Here is a 22,221-nt window from a genome sequence, read left to right as displayed (position 1 = left end):
CAGCAGGCACCGTCACCGGTACAATCGATCTCTTTGCCGCAACGCTTGGAGTGCAATCTCCCGTGTCAGTTCTGCGCCTACCGCAAATGTCGGCCACGGCCGGCAAACAAACCTGGGGCAACCTGCCCGGTGCCGCCCTCAGCCTGGCCATCGCCGAGGCCGCCAGCAGCGCGGGCCGCTTTACGCTGCTGCTGACCGCCGACAGCCAGGCCGCCGATCGTCTGGAACAGGAGCTTCGCTTCTTTGCCCCGGACCTGCCGGTGCTGCCGTTCCCCGATTGGGAAACCCTGCCCTACGACCTGTTCTCGCCGCACCAGGACATCATTTCCCAGCGCATCGCCAGCCTCTACCGGCTGCCGGAGCTGAGCCACGGCATTCTGGTAGTGCCGATCACCACCGCACTGCACCGCCTGGCACCGACCCGTTTCCTGCTCGGCAGCAGCCTGGTGCTGGACGTGGGCCAGACCATCGACGTCGAGCAGATGCGCACGCGCCTGGAGGCTACCGGCTACCGCTGCGTCGACACGGTCTACGAGCATGGTGAGTTCGCCGTGCGTGGCGCACTGATCGACCTGTTCCCGATGGGCAGCAAGCTGCCTTATCGCATCGACCTGTTCGATGACGAGATCGAAACCCTGCGCACCTTCGACCCGGAGACCCAGCGCTCGATCGACAAGGTCGACTCGATCCGCCTGCTGCCGGCGCGCGAGTTCCCCATGCAGAAGGAAGAGGTGACCCGCTTCAAGGCGCGTTTCCGCGAACGTTTCGATGTCGACTTCCGCCGCAGCGCGATCTTTCAGGACCTGGCCAGCGGCATCATCCCTGCCGGCATCGAGTACTACCTGCCACTGTTCTTCGAAGAAACCGCGACTCTGTTCGACTACCTGCCCGCCGACACCCAGGTGTTCTCGCTGCCGGGTGTCGAGCAGGCCGCCGAGCACTTCTGGAACGACGTGCGCGGGCGCTATGAGGAGCGCCGTGGCGACCTGACCCGCCCGCTGCTGCCGCCGGCCGAACTGTTCCTGCCCGTGGAAGACTGCTTCGCCCAGCTCAAGCAGTGGCCACGGGTGGTGGTCAGCGCCGACGACATCGAAGCCGGCGCCGGCCGCGAGCGATTCCCCGCGCGCGCCCTGCCCAACCTGGCCATCGAAGCCAAGGCCAACCAGCCGTTGGCGGCGCTGGCCGAATTCCTCGACCAGTTCAGCGGCCGCGTGCTGTTCACCGCCGAATCGGCGGGCCGCCGCGAGGTGCTGCTGGAGCTGCTCGAACGCCTCAAGCTGCGCCCGCAGACGGTCGACGGCTGGGCCGACTTCATTACCGGCCGCGAGCGCCTGGCAATCACCATCGCCCCGCTGGACGATGGCCTGCTACTGGATGACCCGGCCGTCGCACTGGTTGCCGAGAGCCCGCTGTTCGGCCAGCGCGTGATGCAACGCCGGCGCCGCGAAAAGCGTGGCGAGGCCGCCAACGACGCGGTGATCAAGAACCTCACCGAGCTGCGCGAAGGCGCGCCGGTGGTGCACATCGACCATGGCGTGGGCCGCTACCTGGGCCTGGCCACCCTGGAAATCGACGGCCAGGCCGCCGAATTCCTCACCCTGGAATACGCCGAGGGCGCCAAGCTGTACGTGCCGGTGGCCAACCTGCACCTGATCGCCCGCTACACCGGCAGCGATGACGCCCTGGCGCCGCTGCACCGGCTGGGCTCCGAAGCCTGGCAGAAAGCCAAGCGCAAGGCCGCCGAGCAGGTTCGCGACGTGGCGGCCGAGTTGCTCGACATCTACGCCCGCCGCGCCGCGCGCAAGGGCTATGCGTTTGCCGACCCGGCCGCCGACTACGCCACTTTCAGCGCAGGCTTCCCGTTCGAGGAAACCCCCGACCAGCAAGCGGCCATCGAGGCGGTGCGGGTCGACATGCTGGCGCCCAAGCCGATGGACCGCCTGGTGTGCGGCGACGTCGGTTTCGGCAAGACCGAAGTGGCCATGCGCGCAGCCTTCATCGCCGTGCACAGCGGCCGCCAGGTGGCGGTGCTGGTGCCGACCACCCTGCTCGCCCAGCAGCACTACAACAGCTTCCGCGACCGCTTCGCCGAATGGCCGGTGAAGGTCGAGGTGATGAGCCGCTTCAAGTCGGCCAAGGAAGTGGCCGCCGCCGCCGCCGACCTTGCCGAAGGCAAGATCGACATCCTCATCGGCACCCACAAGCTGCTGCAGGATGACGTGCGCTTCAAGGACCTGGGCCTGGCGATCATCGACGAGGAGCACCGCTTCGGTGTGCGCCAGAAGGAGCAGCTCAAGGCCCTGCGCAGCGAGGTGGACATCCTCACCCTGACCGCCACACCGATCCCGCGCACGCTGAACATGGCGGTGGCGGGCATGCGCGACCTGTCGATCATCGCCACCCCGCCGGCGCGGCGCCTGTCGGTGCGCACCTTCGTCATGGAGCAGAACAAGAGCACGGTCAAGGAAGCGCTGCTGCGTGAGCTGTTGCGCGGCGGCCAGGTGTACTACCTGCACAACGACGTGAAAACCATCGAGAAGTGCGCCGCCGAACTGGCCGAGCTGGTCCCGGAAGCGCGTATCGGCATCGGCCACGGGCAGATGCGCGAGCGCGAACTGGAACAGGTGATGAGCGACTTCTACCACAAGCGCTTCAACGTGCTGATCGCCTCGACCATCATCGAGACCGGCATCGACGTGCCGAGCGCCAACACCATCGTCATCGAGCGCGCCGACAAGTTCGGCCTGGCCCAGTTGCACCAGCTGCGTGGCCGTGTCGGCCGCAGCCACCACCAGGCCTACGCCTACCTGCTGACGCCACAGCGGCAGAAGATCAGCGCCGACGCCGAGAAACGCCTGGAAGCCATCGCCAACACCCAGGACCTGGGTGCCGGCTTCGTCCTGGCCACCAACGACCTGGAAATCCGCGGTGCCGGCGAACTGCTGGGCGAAGGCCAGAGCGGGCAGATCCAGGCGGTGGGCTTCACCCTGTACATGGAAATGCTCGAACGCGCGGTCAAGGCCATCCGCAAAGGTACCCAGCCAAACCTCGAGCAACCGCTGGGCGGCGGCCCGGAAATCAACCTGCGCCTGCCGGCACTGATCCCCGAGGACTACCTGCCCGACGTGCATGCGCGCCTGATCCTCTACAAGCGCATCGCCTCGGCGGCCGACGAAGACGGCCTCAAGGACCTGCAAGTGGAGATGATCGACCGCTTCGGCCTGCTCCCCGAGCCGACCAAGAACCTGATGCGCCTGACCTTGCTCAAGCTGCAGGCGGAAACGCTCGGCATCAAGAAAGTCGACGCCGGCCCCAATGGCGGCAAGCTCGAATTCGAGGCCGAGACCCCGGTCGACCCGCTGACCCTGATCAAGCTGATCCAGGGCCAGCCCAAACGCTACAAGTTCGAAGGCGCCACGCAGTTCCGTTTCCTGGTCCCGATGGAACGCCCCGAAGAACGCTTCAATACCCTGGAGGCGCTGTTCGAGCGCCTGACCCCACAGCCTGCCTAAGGAAGATCCATGCGTAGCATCCGTTGCCTGACCCTGCTGATCGCGCTGTTCGCGCCAGCCGCCTTCGCCGAAGGCATGTATCAGGTGGAAATGATTCTGGTGCGGCAGAACAGCGTGCCCGCCTTCACCAGCCCGTTCGCCCCGGAAGACTGGAGCGCGGGCGCCCCACGCCTGGACAAAGGCGCCGAACGCCCGTTGGCGCTGCAGGACGAGGCCACCCGGCTGGAGGCCACCGCCGACTACACCGTGCTGCTGCACAAAGCCTGGCAGCAACCGGTTGGCAGCGAGCCGAGCCGCATCGCCCTGGGTTCAGGCGCAGAGCAGTTCGGCCACTTCCCGATCGAAGGCAACCTGAGCATCACCGAGGGTCGCTTCATCGCCGTAGCCGCCAACTTCTGGGTCAACCAGCTCGACAGCAACGGCAACGTACTGCAGAGCGAGCAGTTCAAGCAGAGCAACAGCAACATGAAAAGCGGCCTGCTGACCTTCCTCGATGGCGGCCACCTGGCACTGCTGCTGAAGGTCACGGCACCGGGCACACCGAAGATGCCAGTGATGGACCCGGAGATGATGGAGCAGTGATGCCATGAGCCGCGACGCTCTCCAGTTGCTGCGCGAATACCCGAACTGGACCCAGTCGTTCACCGGCCCGGTCCTGCAGCGCGGCGAGCGTTACGCCCGAGAAGACCGAGTAGAGATCGAGCACTGCAGTGGCCCGCTCATCGAAGCCAGCTGTCGCGGCAGCGAGGGCAGCCCTTATCGGCAGAAGATCACCCTCACCGCCCTGGCGGGTCGCTGCCACGTACGCGGCCAGTGCAGCTGCCCGGTGGGGCACAACTGCAAGCATTGCGCCGCCGCGCTGTTCGTCTTGAGCGAGCCGCAGGCAACGGCGAAAAGTGACGGTGACGCACTACCGGCCGACCTGCAGCGCTGGCTCAAAGGCCTCGAGCAACCCGTGCAGGAGCCCGCCGAAACCCACGACAAACGCGGGCGCATGGTCTGCTACCAGCTCAGGCTGACTGAAGAACCCGGTTGTGCACTGCGGGTTCGCAAAGGCATACGCGAAGAGCAGGGCCTGCGCTATAGCCGCGTGCAGTCACTCTACGAATTCCTTTACGAACCCCCGCGCTTCGTCCAGGAAGAGGACATCCGCATCCTGCGCCTGCTTTCGGCATTGAATCAGGCCGGTGGCCAGGACCGCGGCTACCCGCTCAAAGGCCGCGAAGGCGGCGAGCTGTTCCAGCGCGCGCTGGACACCGGCCGCATGCTCTGCGACGAAAGCAAGCCCCTGCTGCGCGAAGGCCCTGCGCTTACAGCCGAATTCCGCTGGGTGCGCCTGGACAATGGTCACTATCGCGGCATCTGGTATCACGGCGAAACGCCGCTGAACTGCGTGATTGCGCTGCTGCCACTTTATTACTTCGATTTCACCCGCAGCGTGGTGGGCAAGCTCGAACACAGCCTCGATCCGCACATTGCCCTGCAACTGACCATCGCTCCTGACGTTCCGGAACACCTCGTCGTGCCTCTCAGCCACAAGCTCAACGCCTTGAACCACCAGCTCCCTACGCCGACCACGCTGGACGAACAACTCATCGACGACCTGCAGCCCAGGCCGCACCTTACCCTCGGCAGCCTCGAATTCAGTGCCTACATGCCCAAGACCGGGCGCATGCAGCGGCAGATGCAGCACCGCGCCGCGCTGGCGTTCGACTACGACGGCCTGCGCGCCAGCGGCAGCGACGACAAACCACTGACCCGCCTGATCGACGCCACCAGCCAGCGCATCCGCCGCCAGCCCCAGGCCGAACAGGCGCTGCGCAAGGTGCTGCGCGACCTCGGTTTCAAGCCCGCCACCCGCCAGAGCAAGGCCCTGCCCGACAGCGCTGGCGAGATGCTCCAGCTGCCTGACGACGAGGCCTGGCTGCGCTTCGCCCGCGACGGCCTGCCGCGCTTGCGCGAGGCTGGGTGGGACATCGATATCCACCGTGACTTCGCCTTCAACCTGCAGGAGGTGGACGACTGGTACGCCAGCATCGACGAAGCACCCGGGCATGAATGGTTCGACCTGGAGCTGGGCATCGTGGTCGAGGGCCAGCGCCACAGCCTGCTGCCGATCGTGCTGCAACTGCTGCGCAGCAACCCCGAGCTGCTGCGCCCCAGCGAGCTGGCACGGCGCAGCGACGACGAGCACCTGCTGATCGACCTCAACCGTGGCCGCCTGGACAGCCCGGCGCTGCGCGTCGCCCTACCCTATGGCCGCATCAAGGCGGTGATGGGTACCCTCGGCGAGCTGTACCTGCACGAGGACGCGGTCGGCCCGAGCCTGCGCATGGACCGCGCCGACGCTGCACGCCTGAACGAGATCGCGCACTTGCCACTGCACTGGGAAGGCGGTGCCCATGTGCGCGACCTTGGCCGGCGCCTGCGCGATGCCCGCGACCTGCAGGTCGAAGTGCCGAGCGGGCTCAACGCCACCCTGCGCCCTTACCAGCAGCAAGGCCTGAACTGGCTGCAGGCGCTGCGCGAAATGGGCACCGGCGGCATCCTTGGCGATGACATGGGCCTGGGCAAGACCCTGCAGGCCCTGGCCCACCTGCTGCTGGAAAAACAGTCCGGCCGCCTGAGCGCCCCGGCACTGGCGGTGATGCCCACCAGCCTGGTGCCCAACTGGCTCGACGAAGCCCAACGCTTTGCCCCCGGCCTGCGCGTGCTGGCCCTGCACGGCCCGGGCCGCAGCAAGCATTTTGCCAAGCTGCACGAATACGACCTGGTGCTCAGCACCTACGCCCTGGTACCGCGCGACCTGGAGCACCTGCGCGCGCAAGCCTGGCATGTGCTGGTGCTGGACGAGGCGCAGAACATCAAAAGCAGCACCAGCAAGGCCGCCCTCGCCGTCTGCGAGCTGCAGGCCAACCAGCGCCTGTGCCTGACCGGCACGCCGATGGAAAACAACCTGGGCGAGCTGTGGTCGATCTTCCACTTCCTCATGCCCGGCTGGCTGGGTGACGTGAAGCGCTTCAACCAGGATTACCGCACCCCGATCGAGCGCCACGCCGATGCCGAGCGCCTGGCCCACCTGGTCAGCCGGGTGCGCCCGTTCCTGCTGCGCCGCACCAAGGAACAGGTGGCCACCGAGCTGCCGGCCAAGACCGAAATGGTGCACTGGGTCGAACTCAGCGATGCCCAGCGCGACACCTACGAAGCGGTGCGGGTGGCCATGGACAAGAAGGTCCGCGACGAAATCGCCCGCAATGGCGCGGCACGCAGCCAGATCGTGATCCTCGACGCCCTGCTCAAGTTGCGCCAGGTGTGCTGCGACCTGCGCCTGGTCAAAGGGGTCGAGACCAAAGGCAACCAGGCCGACAAAGGCAAGCTCGGTGCACTGCTGGAGATGCTTGAAGAGCTGCTCAGCGAGGGGCGCCGGGTGCTGCTGTTCTCGCAGTTCACCTCGATGCTGGCGCTGATCGAGCAGGAGCTGGAAAAGCGCAAGATCCGCTACAGCCTGCTCACCGGCGACACCCGCGACCGGCGCACGCCGGTGCAGCAGTTCCAGCAGGGTGACAGCGAAGTGTTCCTGATCAGCCTGAAGGCTGGGGGTGTGGGGCTGAACCTGACTGCGGCCGACACCGTGATCCACTTCGACCCGTGGTGGAACCCGGCCAGCGAGAACCAGGCGACCGACCGCGCCTACCGGATTGGCCAGGACAAGCCGGTGTTCGTGTTCAAGCTGATTACCCGCGGGACGGTGGAAGAGAAGATCCAGGCGCTGCAGCAGGAGAAGGCCGCGCTGGCGGCGAGCCTGCTCGATGGCGGGCAGGCCGGGCAGTGGCGGCTTGGCGATGACGAGATCGACGCGCTGTTTGCCCCGCTACCTGGCAAGCGAGCCCGCTAAGACCGGCTTTTCCTGTACTGGCCTCTTCGCGGGCACGCCCGCTCCCACAGAGATGGCGCCGGCCTTGAGCGTAGCGCAATCCCTGTGGGAGCGGGCGCGCCCGCGAAGAGGCCAGTAAGGTCAATCAACCAGCTGGGCTTCCTTCAAGGCCCCCAGGGCCTCCAGCCAACGCGGCTGCTGGCGATAATCGGTACGGGCAAAGCCACGCCCGCGCATCTGCGCAATGCGCGGTGACGGCTTGACCTTCAAACGCTGCGCGGCAGTCAACGCCAGCTCCGCCGCCGCCCGGTCATTGCACACCAGGCCCATGTCGCAACCGGCGCTCAGCGCCGCCTCGATACGATTGGCCGCGTCACCCACCACATGTGCACCGGCCATCGACAGGTCGTCACTGAAGATCACCCCATCGAAGCCCAGCTCGCCACGCAGGATGTCCTGCAGCCAGCGCCGCGAGAACCCGGCCGGCTGGCTGTCGACCTGTGGGTAGATGACATGCGCCGGCATCACCGCCGCCAGTTGCCCGCTGAGGCGGGAAAACGGCACCAGGTCCGCCTGGCGCAGCTGCTCGAGGCTGCGCTCGTCGGTAGGAATCGCCACGTGCGAATCCGCCTCGGCCCAGCCATGCCCCGGGAAGTGCTTGCCACAGGCCGCCATGCCCGCTGCATTCATGCCGCGGATAAAGGCCCCGGCCAGCTGCGTGGCGCGCTGCGGGTCGCCTTCGAAGGCACGGCTGCCAACCACCGCACTGCGCTGGTGATCGAGGTCGAGCACCGGGGCGAAGCTCAGGTCCAGGCCGACCGCCAGCACTTCGGTTGCCATCAGCCAGCCGCACTGTTCGGCCAGGTACTCGGCATTGGCATTGTCGGCGATGGCGCGCATCGCCGGCAGGCGTACGAAGCCCTGGCGCAGGCGCTGCACCCGCCCGCCTTCCTGGTCGACCGCCAGGATCAGGTCGGGGCGGATGGCGCGGATCGAGGCGCACAGCTCACGCACCTGGCGCGGGCTGTCGATGTTGCGGGCGAAGATGATCAGGCCGGCCACTTCCGGCTGGCGCAGGAGCTGGCGATCCTCGGCAGTCAGCCATTTACCGGCGATATCCACCATCAGGGAGCCTTGCAGGCTGGCGGTCATAGGCAATCCTTCATTGCAGATTCAGTGAAGCCCACTGGGGGCAGGCGGCCTCGTCGATGCGCACCGGGCAATGTGCCGGTACTCGCTCGAACAGGCCAAGCAGGTCGGTGTTGCGCAAACGTATGCAGCCATGGGACAGCGGCACGCCCAAGGGTTCCGTGTCAGGCGTGCCGTGCAGATAGATGTAGCGGCGGAAGGTGTCAACGCTGCCCAGGCGGTTGATGCCCGGCTCGCAGCCGCTCAGCCACAGGATGCGGGTCAGGATCCAGTCACGACCGGGATGCTGCGCATGCAGTGCCGGCGACCAGACCTCGCCCGCCCAGCGCCGGCCTTGCAGCACGGCATTGACCGGCAAGCCTGCGCCGATCCGCGCACGCACCTGGTGCAGCCCGCGCGGCGTGCAACCCGAGCCGTTGCGCTCGCCTGCGCCATTGCGCGCGGTGGATACCGCAAGGCGCACGCGCAACTGCCCTTGGGCAAAGCCGTAGAGGCGCTGGTCGGCGAGGGAGATGTGCAGGAAATCGAGGTCAGGCATGGGCGCTAGCTTAGCCGAAGCGCCCTGCCCCGCCCAGCCTTCAGGCCTTGACGGTGGCGCTGCCGGTCTTGCTGCGCGGGCGCAGCTGGGCGCTGGCCATGGCGTTGTCGGTGACGCCCGTGTCGGCGCGCATGCCGGCAGCCAGGAACGGCACCATCAGGCGCATGACCTGCTCGATCGAAGTGTTGATGCCGAAATCGGTCTCGGCAATGGCGCGCAGCGCCTTGATCCCGGACATGCTGAACGCCGCGGCACCCAGCATGAAGTGCACGCGCCAGAACAGCTCAAGCGGCGGAATGCGCGGTGCGGCTTCGTTGACCAGCAGCATGTAGCGCCGAAACACCTTGCCGTACATGTCCTCGAGATAGCGCCGCAGATGGCCCTGGCTCTGGCTGAAGGCCAGGCCCAGCAGGCGCATGAAGATCGACAGGTCGTTGTTGCTGCGCGGCTGCACGGCCAGCGCCTGTTCCACCAGCATTTCCAGCAGCTCTTCAAGGCTGGGCTTCTGCTCTGGCTTGGCCTGACGCCGCTCCAGCTCGCGCTCGAGGCTGGCGCAGAACGGCCCGAGGAAGCGCGAGAAGACCGCCTGGATCAGAGCCTTCTTCGAGCCGAAATGGTAGTTGACCGCTGCGAGGTTGACCCCGGCCTTGCTGGTAATCAGCCGTAACGAGGTTTCCGCAAAGCCTCTTTCCGCGAACAGCTGCTCGGCAGCATCGAGAATGCGTTCAACGGTTTCAGATTGGGCCATTACTACTCCGCCAGACAGAGACAAACAGGTGTTTGAAACATACGTTTCAGGCCTGCATCTGTCAAGGCTCGGTGACTGGGCGGTCGCCATTTAAAAGCGCCAGGATGCAGGCTGCAAGCGTCATCCTGCGTTTTTCCTGCTGCATTGTGCTTGCAGCGCATCCAGTACTGTATATAATTCCAGTCACTGTATAAAAAGACAGAGCGCCTGCCATGTTGAAACTGACGCCACGCCAAGCCGAGATCCTGGCTTTCATCAAACGCTGCCTCGAAGACAACGGCTTCCCACCGACGCGTGCGGAAATCGCTCAGGAACTGGGCTTCAAATCGCCGAACGCCGCCGAGGAGCACCTCAAGGCCCTCGCCCGCAAAGGCGCAATCGAAATGACCCCGGGCGCTTCCCGCGGCATCCGTATCCCGGGCCTTGAAGCCAAGGCCGAAGAAAACGGCTTGCCGATCATAGGCCGGGTCGCCGCTGGCGCACCGATCCTCGCCGAGCAGCACATCGAGCAATCGTGCAACATCAACCCGACCTTCTTCCACCCCCGCGCCGACTATTTGTTGCGCGTACACGGCATGAGCATGAAGGACGTCGGCATCTTCGACGGTGACCTGCTGGCCGTACACACCTGCCGTGAGGCCCGTAATGGCCAGATCGTCGTCGCCCGCATCGGCGATGAAGTGACCGTCAAGCGTTTCAAGCGCGAAGGCAGCAAAGTCTGGCTGATCGCTGAAAACCCCGAGTTCGCCCCCATCGAAGTCGACCTGAAAGAACAGGAACTGGTGATCGAGGGTTTGAGTGTCGGCGTCATTCGCCGCTGATCCAGGAGGCGTCATGCAGCAGTCCATCCAAGCACATCAGCAGGTTCAGCTTCCGCTGTTCGAAGCGTTCCTCGCCCAGCCGGTACTGCCAGGCCTGAAGGCCAGTGAGCAGGCACGCAAGAGCAGCCATCCAGAGCTGTTCAGCGAACTGTCCCTGCGTGGCGCCCCTGAACATTGCCAGAGCCTGCTGGCCCCGGTCTTGCGTGAGCTGAGCGAAGAGGAAGAAGCCCGCTGGCTGACGCTGATCGCCCCGCCCGCCAGCCTGACCCAGGCCTGGCTGCGTGATGCCGGGCTCAACCGCGAACGGATCCTGCTGTTGCACCCTCGCGGCAATCAGAGCGCACTGCAACTGGCCTGCGAAGCGCTGCGCCTGGGCCGCAGCCACACCGTGGTCAGTTGGCTCGGCAGCGTCAACGCCACTGCTCGCCAACAGCTTCTACGCGCTGCCAGTGCCGGAAATGCACAAAGCCTGAACATCCGCCTCGGCTGATGTTCAGGCTTTGCCTGTGATGCTATGTGAGCAGACGCTTTAGTGCAGTACGCGCGGCCCTTCGTCGCGCTCAAGCTCGCCATCCATCAGGCGACCTGCCATCTGCACGCCAACACTGAGCATAGCCTTGGCGACCTCGACATGCTGGCCCTGCAGGAACGCCTTGGCGTCTTCCGAGAAATCCAGGGTTACCAGGGAGCCTTCATCCTCGGCGCGACGCAGCTCGATACGGCCATCAGGCAACTCGACAATTTCCAGAAACGACGTAGACATATAGGGCAGTTCTCCACGAAAGGCCGTTAGTGTACCAGCCGTTGCAGCTATCAGCACTCACTCAACGCGTCACGGAAACGTCTCACCAAGCCTTTAAGATTGTTGCGCCAGCTTTCCAACTCCGCCCTGGACAACGCAGGATGCTCAGGCTCATCGAGATTGACCGCCTGAATCAGTGGTTGGGTGACGTCGGTTTTCGGCGTTTTCTTCGCGACCGGTGGTCGGAACAAATCGGCATAAGCACTGAGCAGTTGCGCCAACCAGGTCTCACGCTGGCGAACCAGTTCGAGCATTTCCGCAACTTCAGGAATAGCTATGGTGTTCAGCGCATCGTCGGCAAGGGCCTGTTCGACCGAAGCCACCACGGGCAAACGGTAGAAGCCACCGATTTCATGACACAGCCCCAGCAGCGCGCCGTACAGGTGGAACAACGCCGATTCACGCTCGGCCTGGACCAGGCCCTGGGCGTTCATGGCCTGACTTTGTTCAGCCTTGGCCATGGATTCGAGGGCGAGGCCAGCGAAGAAGATTTTCTGGTTGGTGCGGGTGTAGAGTTCCTGGGCCATTTTGAATGACCTCCCATGGCTGCAAGGCGGATGTCTGCATCATAAATGATTGGGGCCGCTTTGCGGCCCTTCGCGGGCACGCCCGCTCCCACAGATACGGCGCCGCTCTCAAGCATTGCACCTAACTGTGGGAGCGGGTTTACCCGCGAAGGGGCGCGAAGCGGCCCCAATCACAGCGTTGAAGAATCAGCGCTTGTCTTCAACCTTCCAAGCACCACCGTCGTAGAACGCTTTCCAGCCAGTCGGCTTGCCATCGACCTCGGACTGCACGTACTGCTCCTTGGTCTTGCGGCTGTAACGAATCACCGCCGGGCGCCCTTCCGGGTCCTTTTGCGGTGCATCGCACAGGAAGTGGTACTTCGGATCGATCTCGTGCTTGTGCGGCACGATCTCCAGCACCAACGGCGCACGGGTTTCGCGGTTTTTCGGGAACTGGCTGGCAGCCAGGAACAGCCCCGAAGCGCCGTCACGCAGCACATAGGTGTCGTCGACCTTCTCGCACTTGAGCTCCGGCATCTCCACCTTGTCCATCTTCGGTGGCGCTGCCTCACCGCTCTTGAGCAGTTTGCGGGTGTTCTTGCACGCAGGGTTGGTACAACCGAAGAACTTGCCGAAACGGCCCGTCTTGAGCTGCATTTCGCTGCCGCACTTGTCGCACTCCAGGCTCGGCCCTTCGTAGCCCTTGATGCGGTAGCTGCCCTCCTCGATCTCGTAACCGGCGCAATCCGGATTGTTACCGCAGATGTGCAGCTTGTGCTTCTCGTCCAGCAGGTATGCGTCCATTGCCGTGGCGCAGATCGGGCAGCGGTGCTTGCCCAGCAGCACGCGCGACTCCGACTCACCCTCGTCGTCCGCAGCAATCTCGTCGCCCGGCACCAGGTTCACGGTGGCCTTGCAACGCTCCTTCGGCGGCAGGCTGTAGCCCGAGCAACCGAGGAACACACCGGTGGAAGCAGTGCGGATCATCATCGGACGGCCGCATTCCTTGCATGGAATGTTGGTCATGGTCGGCTGGTTGGCACGCATGCCGCTTTCGGCGGACTCTGCGGTCAGCAGTTTCTTGCTGAAGTCGCCGTAGAACTCGTCGAGTACGTTTTTCCAGTCGCGCTCACCCTGGGCCACGTCGTCGAGGTTCTCTTCCATGCCGGCCGTGAAGCCATAGTCCATCAGGTTGGAGAAGCTTTCCGACAAGCGCTCGGTGACGATGTCGCCCATCTTCTCGGAGTAGAAGCGGCGATTGTGCAGGGTGACGTAACCACGGTCCTGGATGGTGGAAATGATCGCCGCATAGGTCGACGGGCGGCCAATGCCGCGCTTTTCCATTTCCTTGACCAGGCTGGCTTCGGTGAAGCGCGCCGGCGGCTTGGTGAAGTGCTGGCTCGGGTCGAGCTGAATCAGCTTGAGCGCTTCGCCCTGGGCCATTTCCGGCAACACATCGTCTTCGCCGGGCTTGCTTTGCTGGGGCAGCACGCGGGTGTAACCGTCGAACTTGAGGATGCGGCCCTTGGCGCGCAGCTCGAAGTCGCCAGCCGCCACGGTGACGCTGGTGGACAGGTACTGCGCCGGCGGCATCTGGCAGGCCAGGAACTGGCGCCAGATCAGCTCGTACAGGCGCTCCGCGTCCCGCTCCATGCCACTGAGCTTGGTCGGGTGCATGTTGACGTCGGACGGGCGAATCGCCTCGTGCGCTTCCTGGGCACCTTCCTTGCTGCCGTACACCAGCGGGGTTTCCGGCAGGTACTGCTTGCCGAACTCGCGCTCGATGTAGCTGCGCGCCATGTCCAGGGCGTCGGCCGACAGGTTGGTCGAGTCGGTACGCATGTAGGTGATGTAACCCGCTTCGTACAGACGCTGGGCCATCATCATGGTCTTCTTCACCCCGAAGCCCAGGCGGTTGCTCGCCGCCTGCTGCAGGGTGGAGGTGATGAACGGGGCCGACGGCTTGCTGCTGGTCGGGCGGTCTTCGCGCTTGATCACGCTGTAGCTGGACGCCTTGAGCTTCTCCAGCGCAGCCATGGCCTGGGCTTCGTTCAGCGGCTTGAAGGCTTCGCCTTTCTCGCGCGCCACTTCGAAGCGCACCTTGGCGTTCTTGGCGGTGCCGAGGTCGGCGTGCACTTCCCAGTATTCTTCCGGCACGAAGGCGCGGATCTCGCGCTCACGCTCGACCACCAGCTTCACCGCTACCGACTGCACGCGGCCGGCAGACAGGCCACGGGCGATCTTGGCCCACAGCAGCGGCGAGACCATGTAGCCAACCACGCGGTCGAGGAAACGCCGCGCCTGCTGGGCGTTGACCCGGTCGATGTCCAGCTCGCCTGGCTGCGAGAACGCTTCCTGGATCGCCTTCTTGGTGATTTCGTTGAACACCACGCGCTTGTAGCGGGTGTCGTCACCCCCGATGGCTTCGCGCAGGTGCCAGGCAATGGCTTCCCCTTCGCGGTCCAAGTCGGTTGCGAGGTAGATGGTGTCGGCATCCTTGGCCAGGCGGCGCAGTTCTTCGATCACCTTTTCCTTGCCGGGAAGGATCTCGTACTTGGCCTTCCAGCCGTGCTCGGGGTCGACGCCCATGCGCGCCACCAGCTGGCGACGGGCCTTCTCTTTCGGCGACAGCGCCGGAGCCTCACCCGCAGCGGCCTTGCCACGCTTGGCGGCCGGCTCTTTGCTTGCGCTGGCCGAACCGCTGGTGGGGAGGTCTCGGATATGGCCGATACTCGACTTCACCACGTACTGGTTGCCCAGGTACTTGTTGATGGTCTTGGCCTTGGCCGGGGATTCCACAATGACCAGCGATTTGCCCATGGATCGGAGTATTCCTGAATCTGAAGATGAAAAACGCGTCAGGTGCCGGACGCGGCACCGCTATATATAGTGGCAAAAGAGTGAGGTCAAGCGTGGTCGATCACGCTTGCGACTTGCCAGACAGCTCAGGCAGCCCTGCTTCGGCCTTGACCAAAGCAAAGCGCGGCACCTGCTCGCCGTCAACCTCGACGGACTCCTGGAACATCGCAAGCGGCCTCACCCAGAAGCTGTAATCACCATACAGGCATTGGTAGAAGACCATCCACTCTTCGTTCTCGGAGTGCCGTGCAACACTGAAGACACGGTACTCAGGCCCTTTGTAATGCCGGTATACGCCTGGTTGTATCTGCATGTCGCCCTTCCTCTTGAAACAAATTCTGTAAAAAAACAAAAACCGGGGCACAAGGCCCCGGCTGCTGTCCCGCAACGCGATCAGACGCGTTCGAAGACAGTGGTGATACCTTGGCCAAGGCCGACGCACATGGTCGCCACCCCCAGGGTGCCGCCATTCTGCTTCATGACGTTGAGCAGGGTGCCGGAAATCCGTGCACCGGAGCAACCGAACGGGTGGCCCAAAGCGATGGCGCCGCCGTGCAGGTTAACCTTCTCATCCATCTTGTCGAGCACTTTCAAGTCTTTGAGCACGGGCAGGGCCTGTGCGGCGAAGGCTTCGTTGAGCTCGATGAAGTCGATATCGGCCATGGTCAGGCCGGCGCGCTTGAGCGCTTTCTGGGTCGATGGCACCGGGCCGTAGCCCATGATTGCCGGGTCGACACCGGCCACCGCCATCGAGCGGATCACCGCCAGTGGCTGAATACCCAGGTCCATGGCGCGCTGGCCGGACATGACGATCATGCACGAAGCGCCGTCGGTGATCTGCGACGACGTACCGGCCGTCACGGTGCCGCCTTTCGGGTTGAACGCCGGCTTCAGCGACGCCAGGCCCTCGAGGGTGGTTTCCGGGCGAATGGTCTCGTCGAAATCGAAGACCTTCAGGAAACCATTCTCGTCATAGCCCTGCATCGGGATGATCTCGTCCTTGAACTTGCCTTCGACCGTCGCCTTGTGGGCGAGCTGGTGCGAACGCAGGCCGAACAGGTCCTGCTGCTCACGGCTGATGCCATGCATCTTGCCCAGCATTTCGGCAGTCAGGCCCATCATCCCGGAGGCCTTGGCAGCATGCAGGGACAGGTGCGGGTTAGGGTCGACGCCATGCATCATGCTGACGTGGCCCATGTGCTCGACGCCGCCGACCACGAACACGTCACCGTTGCCGGTCATGATCGCCTGGGCAGCGGTGTGCAGCGCGCTCATCGACGAGCCGCACAGGCGGCTGACGGTCTGGGCGGCCGAGGTGTGCGGAATCTGGGTCATCAGCGACGCCATGCGGGCGATGTTCCAGCCCTGCTCCAGGGTCTGGTTGACGCAGCCCCAGATCACGTCTTCGACTTCTTTCGGGTCGACCTTGCCGTTGCGTTCCAGCAGCTTGCTGATCAGGTGCGCGGACATGTCTTCGGCGCGGGTGTTGCGGTGCATGCCACCCTTGGAGCGGCCCATGGGGGTGCGACCGAAGTCGACAATCACCACGTCTCTTGGATTCAGGCTCATATCAAATCTCTCGCTCTAGCTCGTTGACCACTCAGTTGAAGAAGCGCTGGCCGTTCTTGGCCATTTCACGCAGCTTCGCGGTCGGGTGGTACAGCGGCCCCAGGTCGGCGTACTGATCGGCCAGGGCAACGAATTCGGCCACACCGATCGAGTCGATGTAGCGCAGCGCACCACCCCGGAAGGGAGGGAAACCAATGCCGTAGACCAGGCCCATGTCGGCTTCGGCGGCGGTTTCGACGATGCCGTCTTCCAGGCAGCGCACGGTCTCCAGGCACAGCGGCACCATCATCCAGTTGATGATGTCTTCGTCGGTCACTTCACGCTGCTCGAAGACGATCGGCTTGAGCACATCCAGCACGGTGGCATCGAAGACTTTCTTCGGTTTGCCGCGCTTGTCGGTCTCGTAGGCGTAGAAGCCCTTGCCGTTCTTCTGGCCCAGGCGATTAGCCTCGTACAGGGCATCGACGGCCGAACGGCGCTCGTCCTTCATGCGGTCCGGGAAGCCTTCGGCCATCACGTCGCGGCCATGGTGGCCAGTGTCGATGCCGACCACGTCCATCAGGTAGGCCGGGCCCATCGGCCAGCCGAACTTCTCCATGACCTTGTCGATGCGCACGAAGTCGACACCGGCGCTGACCAGCTTGGCGAAACCGCCAAAGTACGGGAACAGCACGCGGTTGACCAGGAAGCCCGGGCAGTCGTTGACCACGATCGGGTTCTTGCCCATCTTCTTGGCGTAGGCCACGGTGGTGGCGACCGCCACTTCACTGGACTTCTCGCCACGGATCACTTCCACCAGCGGCATCATGTGCACCGGGTTGAAGAAGTGCATGCCGACGAAGTTTTCCGGGCGCTTGAGCGCCTTGGCCAGCAGGTTGATGGAGATGGTCGAGGTGTTGGAAGCAAGGATCGCATCCTCGTTCACCTGGCCTTCCACTTCAGCCAGCACGGCCTGCTTGACCTTCGGATTCTCGACCACGGCCTCGACGACGATGTCGACGTTGGCGAAGTCGCCGTACGACAGGGTCGGGCGAATGGCGTTGAGCGCCTCGGCCATTTTCGCCGGGGTCAGGCGGCCTTTCTCGACGCGGTTGCCGAGCAGCTTGGAAGCCTCGTTCAGGCCCAGCTGGATGGCTTCCTCGCGGATGTCCTTCATCAGGATCGGGGTGCCCTTGACCGCCGACTGGTAGGCGATGCCGCCGCCCATGATACCGGCGCCGAGCACGGCGGCCTGCTTCACGTCGTGGGCGATTTCGTCATGGGCCTTGGCCTTGCGCTTGAGTTCCTGGTCATTCAGGAACAGGCCGATCAGGCTTTCGGCTACCGAGGTCTTGGCCAGCTTGGCAAAGCCTGCGGCCTCGACTTCCAGGGCCTTGTCGCGGCCGAAGTTGGCGGCCTTCTGGATGGTCTTGATGGCCTCTACCGGTGCCGGGTAGTTCGGGCCGGCCTGGCCGGCGACGAAGCCCTTGGCGGTCTCGAAGGCCATCATCTGCTCGATGGCGTTGAGCTTGAGCTTTTCCAGCTTGGGCTGGCGCTTGGCCTTGTAGTCCAGCTCGCCGCTGATGGCGCGCTTGATCAGGTCCAGGGCGCCGGCCTGCAGCAGCTCAGGGGCCACCACGGCGTCGACGGCGCCGACTTTCAGGGCGTCTTCGGCGCGGTTTTCCTTGCCGGCGGCGATCCATTCGATGGCGTTGTCCGAGCCGATCAGGCGCGGCAGGCGCACGGTGCCACCGAAGCCTGGGTAGATGCCCAGCTTGACTTCCGGCAGGCCGATCTTGGCGCTGGTCGACATGACCCGGTAGTCGGCTGCCAGGCACATTTCCAGGCCGCCACCCAGGGCGATGCCGTTGATGGCCGCCACGGTCGGCACTTCGAGGTCTTCGAAGGCGTTGAAGATGCGGTTGGCTTCCAGGTTGCCGGCAACCAGTTCGGCCTCGGGCAGCTTGAAGTTGTCGACGAATTCGGTGATGTCGGCGCCGACGATGAACACGTCCTTGCCACTGCTGACGATCACGCCTTTCACCGAGGCGTCGGCCTTGATGGCGTCGACAGCCTGGCGCAGCTCGTCCAGGGTCAGGCGATTGAACTTGTTGACGGACTCACCCTTGAGGTCGAACTTCAGTTCGACGATGCCGCTTTCAAGAGCCTTAACCGTGATGGCTTTACCTTCGTAAATCATCAACTGATCTCCACGATATGGAAGCTGAACTGTACGCGCCGAACGCTGGTGGAAGAGCTGGCCTTGCCGCCCCTGCCCCAGGCACACCCGTCAGCACGCTAGTCGGGATTCTGTATGAGCGAGATGACATACAAACGCTCAATTCATACGCCCGTTTGATTTGGGTATGCACACATTCTCCGAAAAGATCGGCGTTGTCAAATGCTCCCGAAGAGGGTGAAAACGCGACTTTCCGGTCATTTTGTATCGCCGGGGTGCAAAACATGATGACAGTGATTGCCGATCATTCATGTCAGCGATTGACCACAAGGAAACGGCCGGCGCTGCATTTTTTTCATGCAAGCGCCCTGGGAATGGCTACACTGCGACTGGATTCAAGAATTTCCCGGCCTGCCTGGCCTTTTCTGCCCTGCAGAAACGACAAAGCGGCAACCTGGTAGCTACCGGGTTGCCGCTTTGTCGTTGTGGGCCATCAAGCGAGGGTGTCGAAGGCGTGGGCAATATCCTGCAATACAGATTCATCACCGCGCTCGCTCCAGTACAGGGCGATCATGCGCTTGTCGGCCTCGACCTTGTACACGGTCTCCGGCAAGCGCGCGAACACCTCCTTCAGGCGTGGCTCTTCGCACACTTCCTTCCACTGGTTCCACCAGACGCCGGGGCTGACCTGCCAGTAGCACCAGCTGTCTTCATGCCCCCGACGACGCCCCCGATGGTACTGTGGGCACGGGCTTGGCGGCTCTTTCTCCAGCCAATGCGGCCATTGCTGCGGTGCCAGCTGCATGGCCAGGCCCATGCGCCGCGCCTCCAGGCGCAGGCTCATCTGCTGCCCCTGCTTGCGTGACAGCCGCAGCCAGGAGAGCGGACTGAGAATCAGCGCAAGGATTGACACCACTAGCCATACCGTCATATCTGTAGATTCCATAAAGCGTTGCAAATGAGCGGGTTACTCAGTATTCACGGATGACCTGCCGGAAAGCGACCATACTTCTACTATCGCGATTGTCAGGAGTACAGCTCATGTCCTACGAACATCTTCTGGTCGCCGTCGACCTTACCGAAGAATGCGACCCGGTGATCAAACGTGCCATGGCGCTGGCGGCACCCTCGAATGCCAAGGTCTCGCTGGTGCATATCGTCGAGCCGATGGCCATGGCCTTCGGCGGCGATGTACCGATGGACCTGTCGCAACTGCAACAGCAGCAGTTCGACCAGGCCAAGGAGCGCATGGACCGCCTGTTCAACAAGTACCCCGACATCAACCGCGGCGACTCGCACCTGACCTACGGCCAGCCGCGCCAGGAAATCCACCAACTGGCCAAGGACCAGAAGTGCGACCTGATCGTGGTCGGCAGCCATGGCCGGCATGGCCTGGCGTTGCTGCTGGGCTCCACCGCCAATGACGTGCTGCACGGCGCGCCGTGCGATGTGCTGGCGGTGCGTTTGCAGAAAAAAGAATGATTTAGCCTGCGCCGGCCTCTTCGCGGGTAAACCCGCGAAGAGGCCAGCACAGCAGACTTAGCCTTCCAGCTCGGCCCACCGCTCTACCAGCGCATCCAGCTCACCCTGCAGCTTCTCGATCCTGGCCAGCACCGCCGAAGTCTCGGCAATCGGCCGCTGATAGAAGCCGGCAGCGTTCACTTCTTCCTGCGCCTCGGCCATGCGCTGCTCGACCTCGTCGATCTGCCCCGGCAGCATTTCCAGCTCGCGCTGCAGCTTGTAGCTGAGCTTCTTCTTCGAAGCATCCGCCACCGGCGCTGCTGGTGCAGGCGCTGCCACTTCCACCGGTTTTTCGACCACGGCACTGTTGAGTTCGGACTTGCCACCCTTGCTCTCGGTCACGCCGAGCAGCTTCGCCGAACCACCCTGGCGGATCCAGTCCTCGTAGCCACCGACGTACTCGCGCACCTTGCCCTCGCCTTCGAACACCAGCGTGCTGGTGACCACGTTGTCGAGGAAGGCCCGGTCGTGGCTGACCATCAGCACGGTACCCTTGTAGTTGCACAGCACCTCTTCAAGCAGCTCGAGGGTTTCCACATCCAGGTCGTTGGTCGGTTCGTCGAGCACCAGCAGGTTGGCCGGCTTGCTGAACAACTTGGCCAGCAGCAGCCGCGCACGCTCGCCACCGGACAGCGCCTTGACCGGCGTGCGCGCACGCTGCGGGCTGAACAGGAAGTCACCGAGATAGCTCAGCACATGGCGGTTCTGGCCATCGATCTCGATGAAGTCACGGCCTTCGGCGAGGTTGTCGATGACGGTCTTTTCCAGGTCGAGCTGGTGGCGCATCTGGTCGAAGTAGGCCACTTCCAGCTTGGTACCGCGCTCGACCTTGCCGGCCGTAGGCTGCAGGTCACCGAGCATCATCTTCAGCAGGGTGGTCTTGCCGGTACCGTTGGCACCCAGCAGGCCGATACGGTCCTGGCGCTGCAGGACCATGGAGAAGTCCTTGACCAGCAGCGGGCCGTCGGCGTGGTGGAAGCTGACGTTCTCCAGCACCATCACCTGCTTGCCGGATTTGTCCGCCGCCTCGATCTGGATGTTGGCCTTGCCCTGGCGCTCGCGACGCTCACTGCGCTCGACACGCAGGGCCTTGAGGGCACGCACGCGGCCTTCGTTACGGGTACGGCGGGCCTTGATGCCCTGGCGGATCCACACTTCTTCCTGGGCCAGGCGCTTGTCGAACAGCGCATTGGCAGTCTCTTCGGCGGCCAGCGCGGCCTCCTTGTGCACCAGGAAGCTGGCGTAGTCGCCGTTCCAGTCGATCAGGCCGCCGCGGTCCAGTTCGAGGATGCGCGTGGCGAGGTTCTGCAGGAACGAACGGTCGTGGGTGATGAACAGCACGGCGCCGTTGAAGCCGCGCAGGGCTTCTTCGAGCCAGGCGATGGCACCGATGTCCAGGTGGTTGGTCGGCTCGTCAAGCAGCAGCAGATCAGGCTCCGACACCAGCGCCTGGGCCAGCAGCACGCGGCGGCGCCAGCCACCGGAGAGCTCGGCCAGGGTCTTGTCGGCAGGCAGCTGCAGGCGGCTCAGGGTGCTTTCCACCACCTGCTGCAGGCGCCAGCCATCACGGGCCTCGAGCTCGTGCTGAACGTGCATGAGCTTTTCCAGATCGTCATCGCCCTGGATGTTCTGGCTCAGGTGGTGGAACTCGGCGAGCAACTCGCCAACGCCATCCAGGCCAGCGGCGACCACGTCGAACACGGTGCGCTCGTCGGCGACCGGCAGCTCCTGCGGCAACTCACCGATCTTCAGGCCGGGGGCGCGCCAGATCTCGCCGTCGTCGCCCTTCTGCTCGCCCTTGACCAGGCGCAGCATGCTCGACTTGCCGGTACCGTTGCGGCCGATGATGCACACCCGCTCGCCACGGGCGATCTGCCAGGACACTTTGTCCAGCAGCGGCATCGCGCCGAATGCGAGGGACACATCGCTGAATTTGAGCAGGGTCATGTTCGTCTCCAGAAAGCGGGCGCGCATTCTACCTGACTTGGCACTTTCCGGCATTAAGTTGACTGCCGCACAGGGGCTTGGCGACGCCCGGTCGGCGTTAACGCCCGGTTACAAGCACAGCGCTATCACCCGCCGCCGGCAAACGGCTAAGCTAAGGCAATCAGATTTCAACAGTGCTGGCTTCGCCGTCACTTCCCCATGGTTCAACTGCCCGGAC

Annotated in this window: 17 protein-coding genes; 6 read left to right on the top strand and 11 right to left on the bottom strand. The window is 64.0% G+C overall.

From position 1 onward, the window contains the following. The first annotated feature begins 62 nt into the window (after nucleotides 1-62). The 3 genes from mfd to CAF78_RS03205 are packed head-to-tail and all read left to right on the top strand — an operon-like array spanning nucleotide 63 to nucleotide 7,407. Nucleotides 63-3,512: a transcription-repair coupling factor gene (mfd, locus tag CAF78_RS03215; RefSeq protein WP_085674805.1), complete on the top strand. Its 3,450-nt coding sequence runs from the start codon at nucleotides 63-65 to the stop codon at nucleotides 3,510-3,512. Between the two features lie 9 nt (nucleotides 3,513-3,521). Next, complete coding sequence (locus CAF78_RS03210; protein WP_085674806.1) at nucleotides 3,522-4,094, top strand: CsiV family protein; 573 nt, start codon at nucleotides 3,522-3,524, stop codon at nucleotides 4,092-4,094. A gap of 4 nt (nucleotides 4,095-4,098) precedes the next feature. Continuing rightward, nucleotides 4,099-7,407: a DEAD/DEAH box helicase gene (locus tag CAF78_RS03205; RefSeq protein ID WP_085674808.1), complete on the top strand. Its 3,309-nt coding sequence runs from the start codon at nucleotides 4,099-4,101 to the stop codon at nucleotides 7,405-7,407. 120 nt (nucleotides 7,408-7,527) lie between these two features. Here the strand turns inward: CAF78_RS03205 and nagZ are convergent, their stop codons facing one another. From nagZ to CAF78_RS03190, 3 genes are read right to left on the bottom strand one after another with little or no spacing between them, the layout of a single operon-like run. Then, entirely contained in the window at nucleotides 7,528-8,526 is a 999-nt protein-coding gene (gene nagZ, locus CAF78_RS03200; RefSeq protein WP_177408498.1) for a beta-N-acetylhexosaminidase, read from the bottom strand. 22 nt (nucleotides 8,527-8,548) lie between these two features. After that, the gene (locus CAF78_RS03195; protein WP_085674811.1) at nucleotides 8,549-9,073 is read right to left on the bottom strand and encodes a L,D-transpeptidase; all 525 of its coding nucleotides are present in this window, start codon (nucleotides 9,071-9,073) and stop codon (nucleotides 8,549-8,551) included. 40 nt (nucleotides 9,074-9,113) lie between these two features. Then, the gene (locus CAF78_RS03190; protein ID WP_085674813.1) at nucleotides 9,114-9,821 is read right to left on the bottom strand and encodes a TetR/AcrR family transcriptional regulator; all 708 of its coding nucleotides are present in this window, start codon (nucleotides 9,819-9,821) and stop codon (nucleotides 9,114-9,116) included. Nucleotides 9,822-10,033: 212 nt separating this feature from the next. Here CAF78_RS03190 and lexA point away from each other — a divergent pair, with 212 nt between their 5' ends. Beyond that, a complete protein-coding gene (gene lexA / locus CAF78_RS03185) occupies nucleotides 10,034-10,642 on the top strand; it encodes a transcriptional repressor LexA (protein WP_085674815.1) in 609 nt (202 codons plus the stop codon). 13 nt (nucleotides 10,643-10,655) lie between these two features. Next, on the top strand, nucleotides 10,656-11,132 hold the full coding sequence (gene sulA, locus CAF78_RS03180; protein WP_085674816.1) for an SOS-induced cell division inhibitor SulA: 477 nt from the start codon (nucleotides 10,656-10,658) through the stop codon (nucleotides 11,130-11,132). Between the two features lie 39 nt (nucleotides 11,133-11,171). On the opposite strand, the gene CAF78_RS03175 is transcribed toward sulA, so the two are convergent. The 7 genes from CAF78_RS03175 to CAF78_RS03145 form a co-directional block, all read right to left on the bottom strand. Next, on the bottom strand, nucleotides 11,172-11,405 hold the full coding sequence (locus CAF78_RS03175; RefSeq protein WP_004376430.1) for a hypothetical protein: 234 nt from the start codon (nucleotides 11,403-11,405) through the stop codon (nucleotides 11,172-11,174). A gap of 50 nt (nucleotides 11,406-11,455) precedes the next feature. Continuing rightward, nucleotides 11,456-11,971, bottom strand: coding sequence for a DUF6586 family protein (locus CAF78_RS03170; RefSeq protein ID WP_085674818.1), 516 nt, complete (start codon nucleotides 11,969-11,971; stop codon nucleotides 11,456-11,458). Between the two features lie 186 nt (nucleotides 11,972-12,157). After that, nucleotides 12,158-14,770 carry a type I DNA topoisomerase gene (topA, locus tag CAF78_RS03165; RefSeq protein ID WP_085674819.1) on the bottom strand — a complete coding sequence of 871 codons (2,613 nt, stop codon included), beginning with the start codon at nucleotides 14,768-14,770 and terminating at the stop codon, nucleotides 12,158-12,160. A 100-nt stretch (nucleotides 14,771-14,870) separates the two neighbouring features. Further along, complete coding sequence (locus CAF78_RS03160) at nucleotides 14,871-15,122, bottom strand: DUF1653 domain-containing protein (protein ID WP_085674821.1); 252 nt, start codon at nucleotides 15,120-15,122, stop codon at nucleotides 14,871-14,873. 80 nt (nucleotides 15,123-15,202) lie between these two features. Beyond that, a complete protein-coding gene (fadA, locus tag CAF78_RS03155) occupies nucleotides 15,203-16,378 on the bottom strand; it encodes an acetyl-CoA C-acyltransferase FadA (protein WP_054883485.1) in 1,176 nt (391 codons plus the stop codon). A gap of 31 nt (nucleotides 16,379-16,409) precedes the next feature. After that, nucleotides 16,410-18,557 carry a fatty acid oxidation complex subunit alpha FadB gene (fadB, locus tag CAF78_RS03150; RefSeq protein ID WP_085674823.1) on the bottom strand — a complete coding sequence of 716 codons (2,148 nt, stop codon included), beginning with the start codon at nucleotides 18,555-18,557 and terminating at the stop codon, nucleotides 16,410-16,412. Nucleotides 18,558-19,029: 472 nt separating this feature from the next. After that, a complete protein-coding gene (locus CAF78_RS03145) occupies nucleotides 19,030-19,467 on the bottom strand; it encodes a hypothetical protein (RefSeq protein ID WP_085674825.1) in 438 nt (145 codons plus the stop codon). A 110-nt stretch (nucleotides 19,468-19,577) separates the two neighbouring features. Here CAF78_RS03145 and CAF78_RS03140 point away from each other — a divergent pair, with 110 nt between their 5' ends. Further along, entirely contained in the window at nucleotides 19,578-20,018 is a 441-nt protein-coding gene (locus tag CAF78_RS03140) for a universal stress protein (protein WP_085674827.1), read from the top strand. A gap of 57 nt (nucleotides 20,019-20,075) precedes the next feature. Here the strand turns inward: CAF78_RS03140 and CAF78_RS03135 are convergent, their stop codons facing one another. Continuing rightward, nucleotides 20,076-22,004, bottom strand: coding sequence for an ATP-binding cassette domain-containing protein (locus CAF78_RS03135; protein ID WP_085674830.1), 1,929 nt, complete (start codon nucleotides 22,002-22,004; stop codon nucleotides 20,076-20,078). Between the last annotated feature and the right edge of the window lie 217 nt (nucleotides 22,005-22,221).

It is taken from the genome of Pseudomonas sp. R28(2017) (genome assembly GCF_002112505.1).
In the GTDB taxonomy this organism is placed as follows: Bacteria; Pseudomonadota; Gammaproteobacteria; order Pseudomonadales; family Pseudomonadaceae; genus Aquipseudomonas.
The sequence above is the reverse complement of the archived record's forward strand: the minus strand, read 5'-3'. Positions and strand labels throughout refer to the sequence as shown.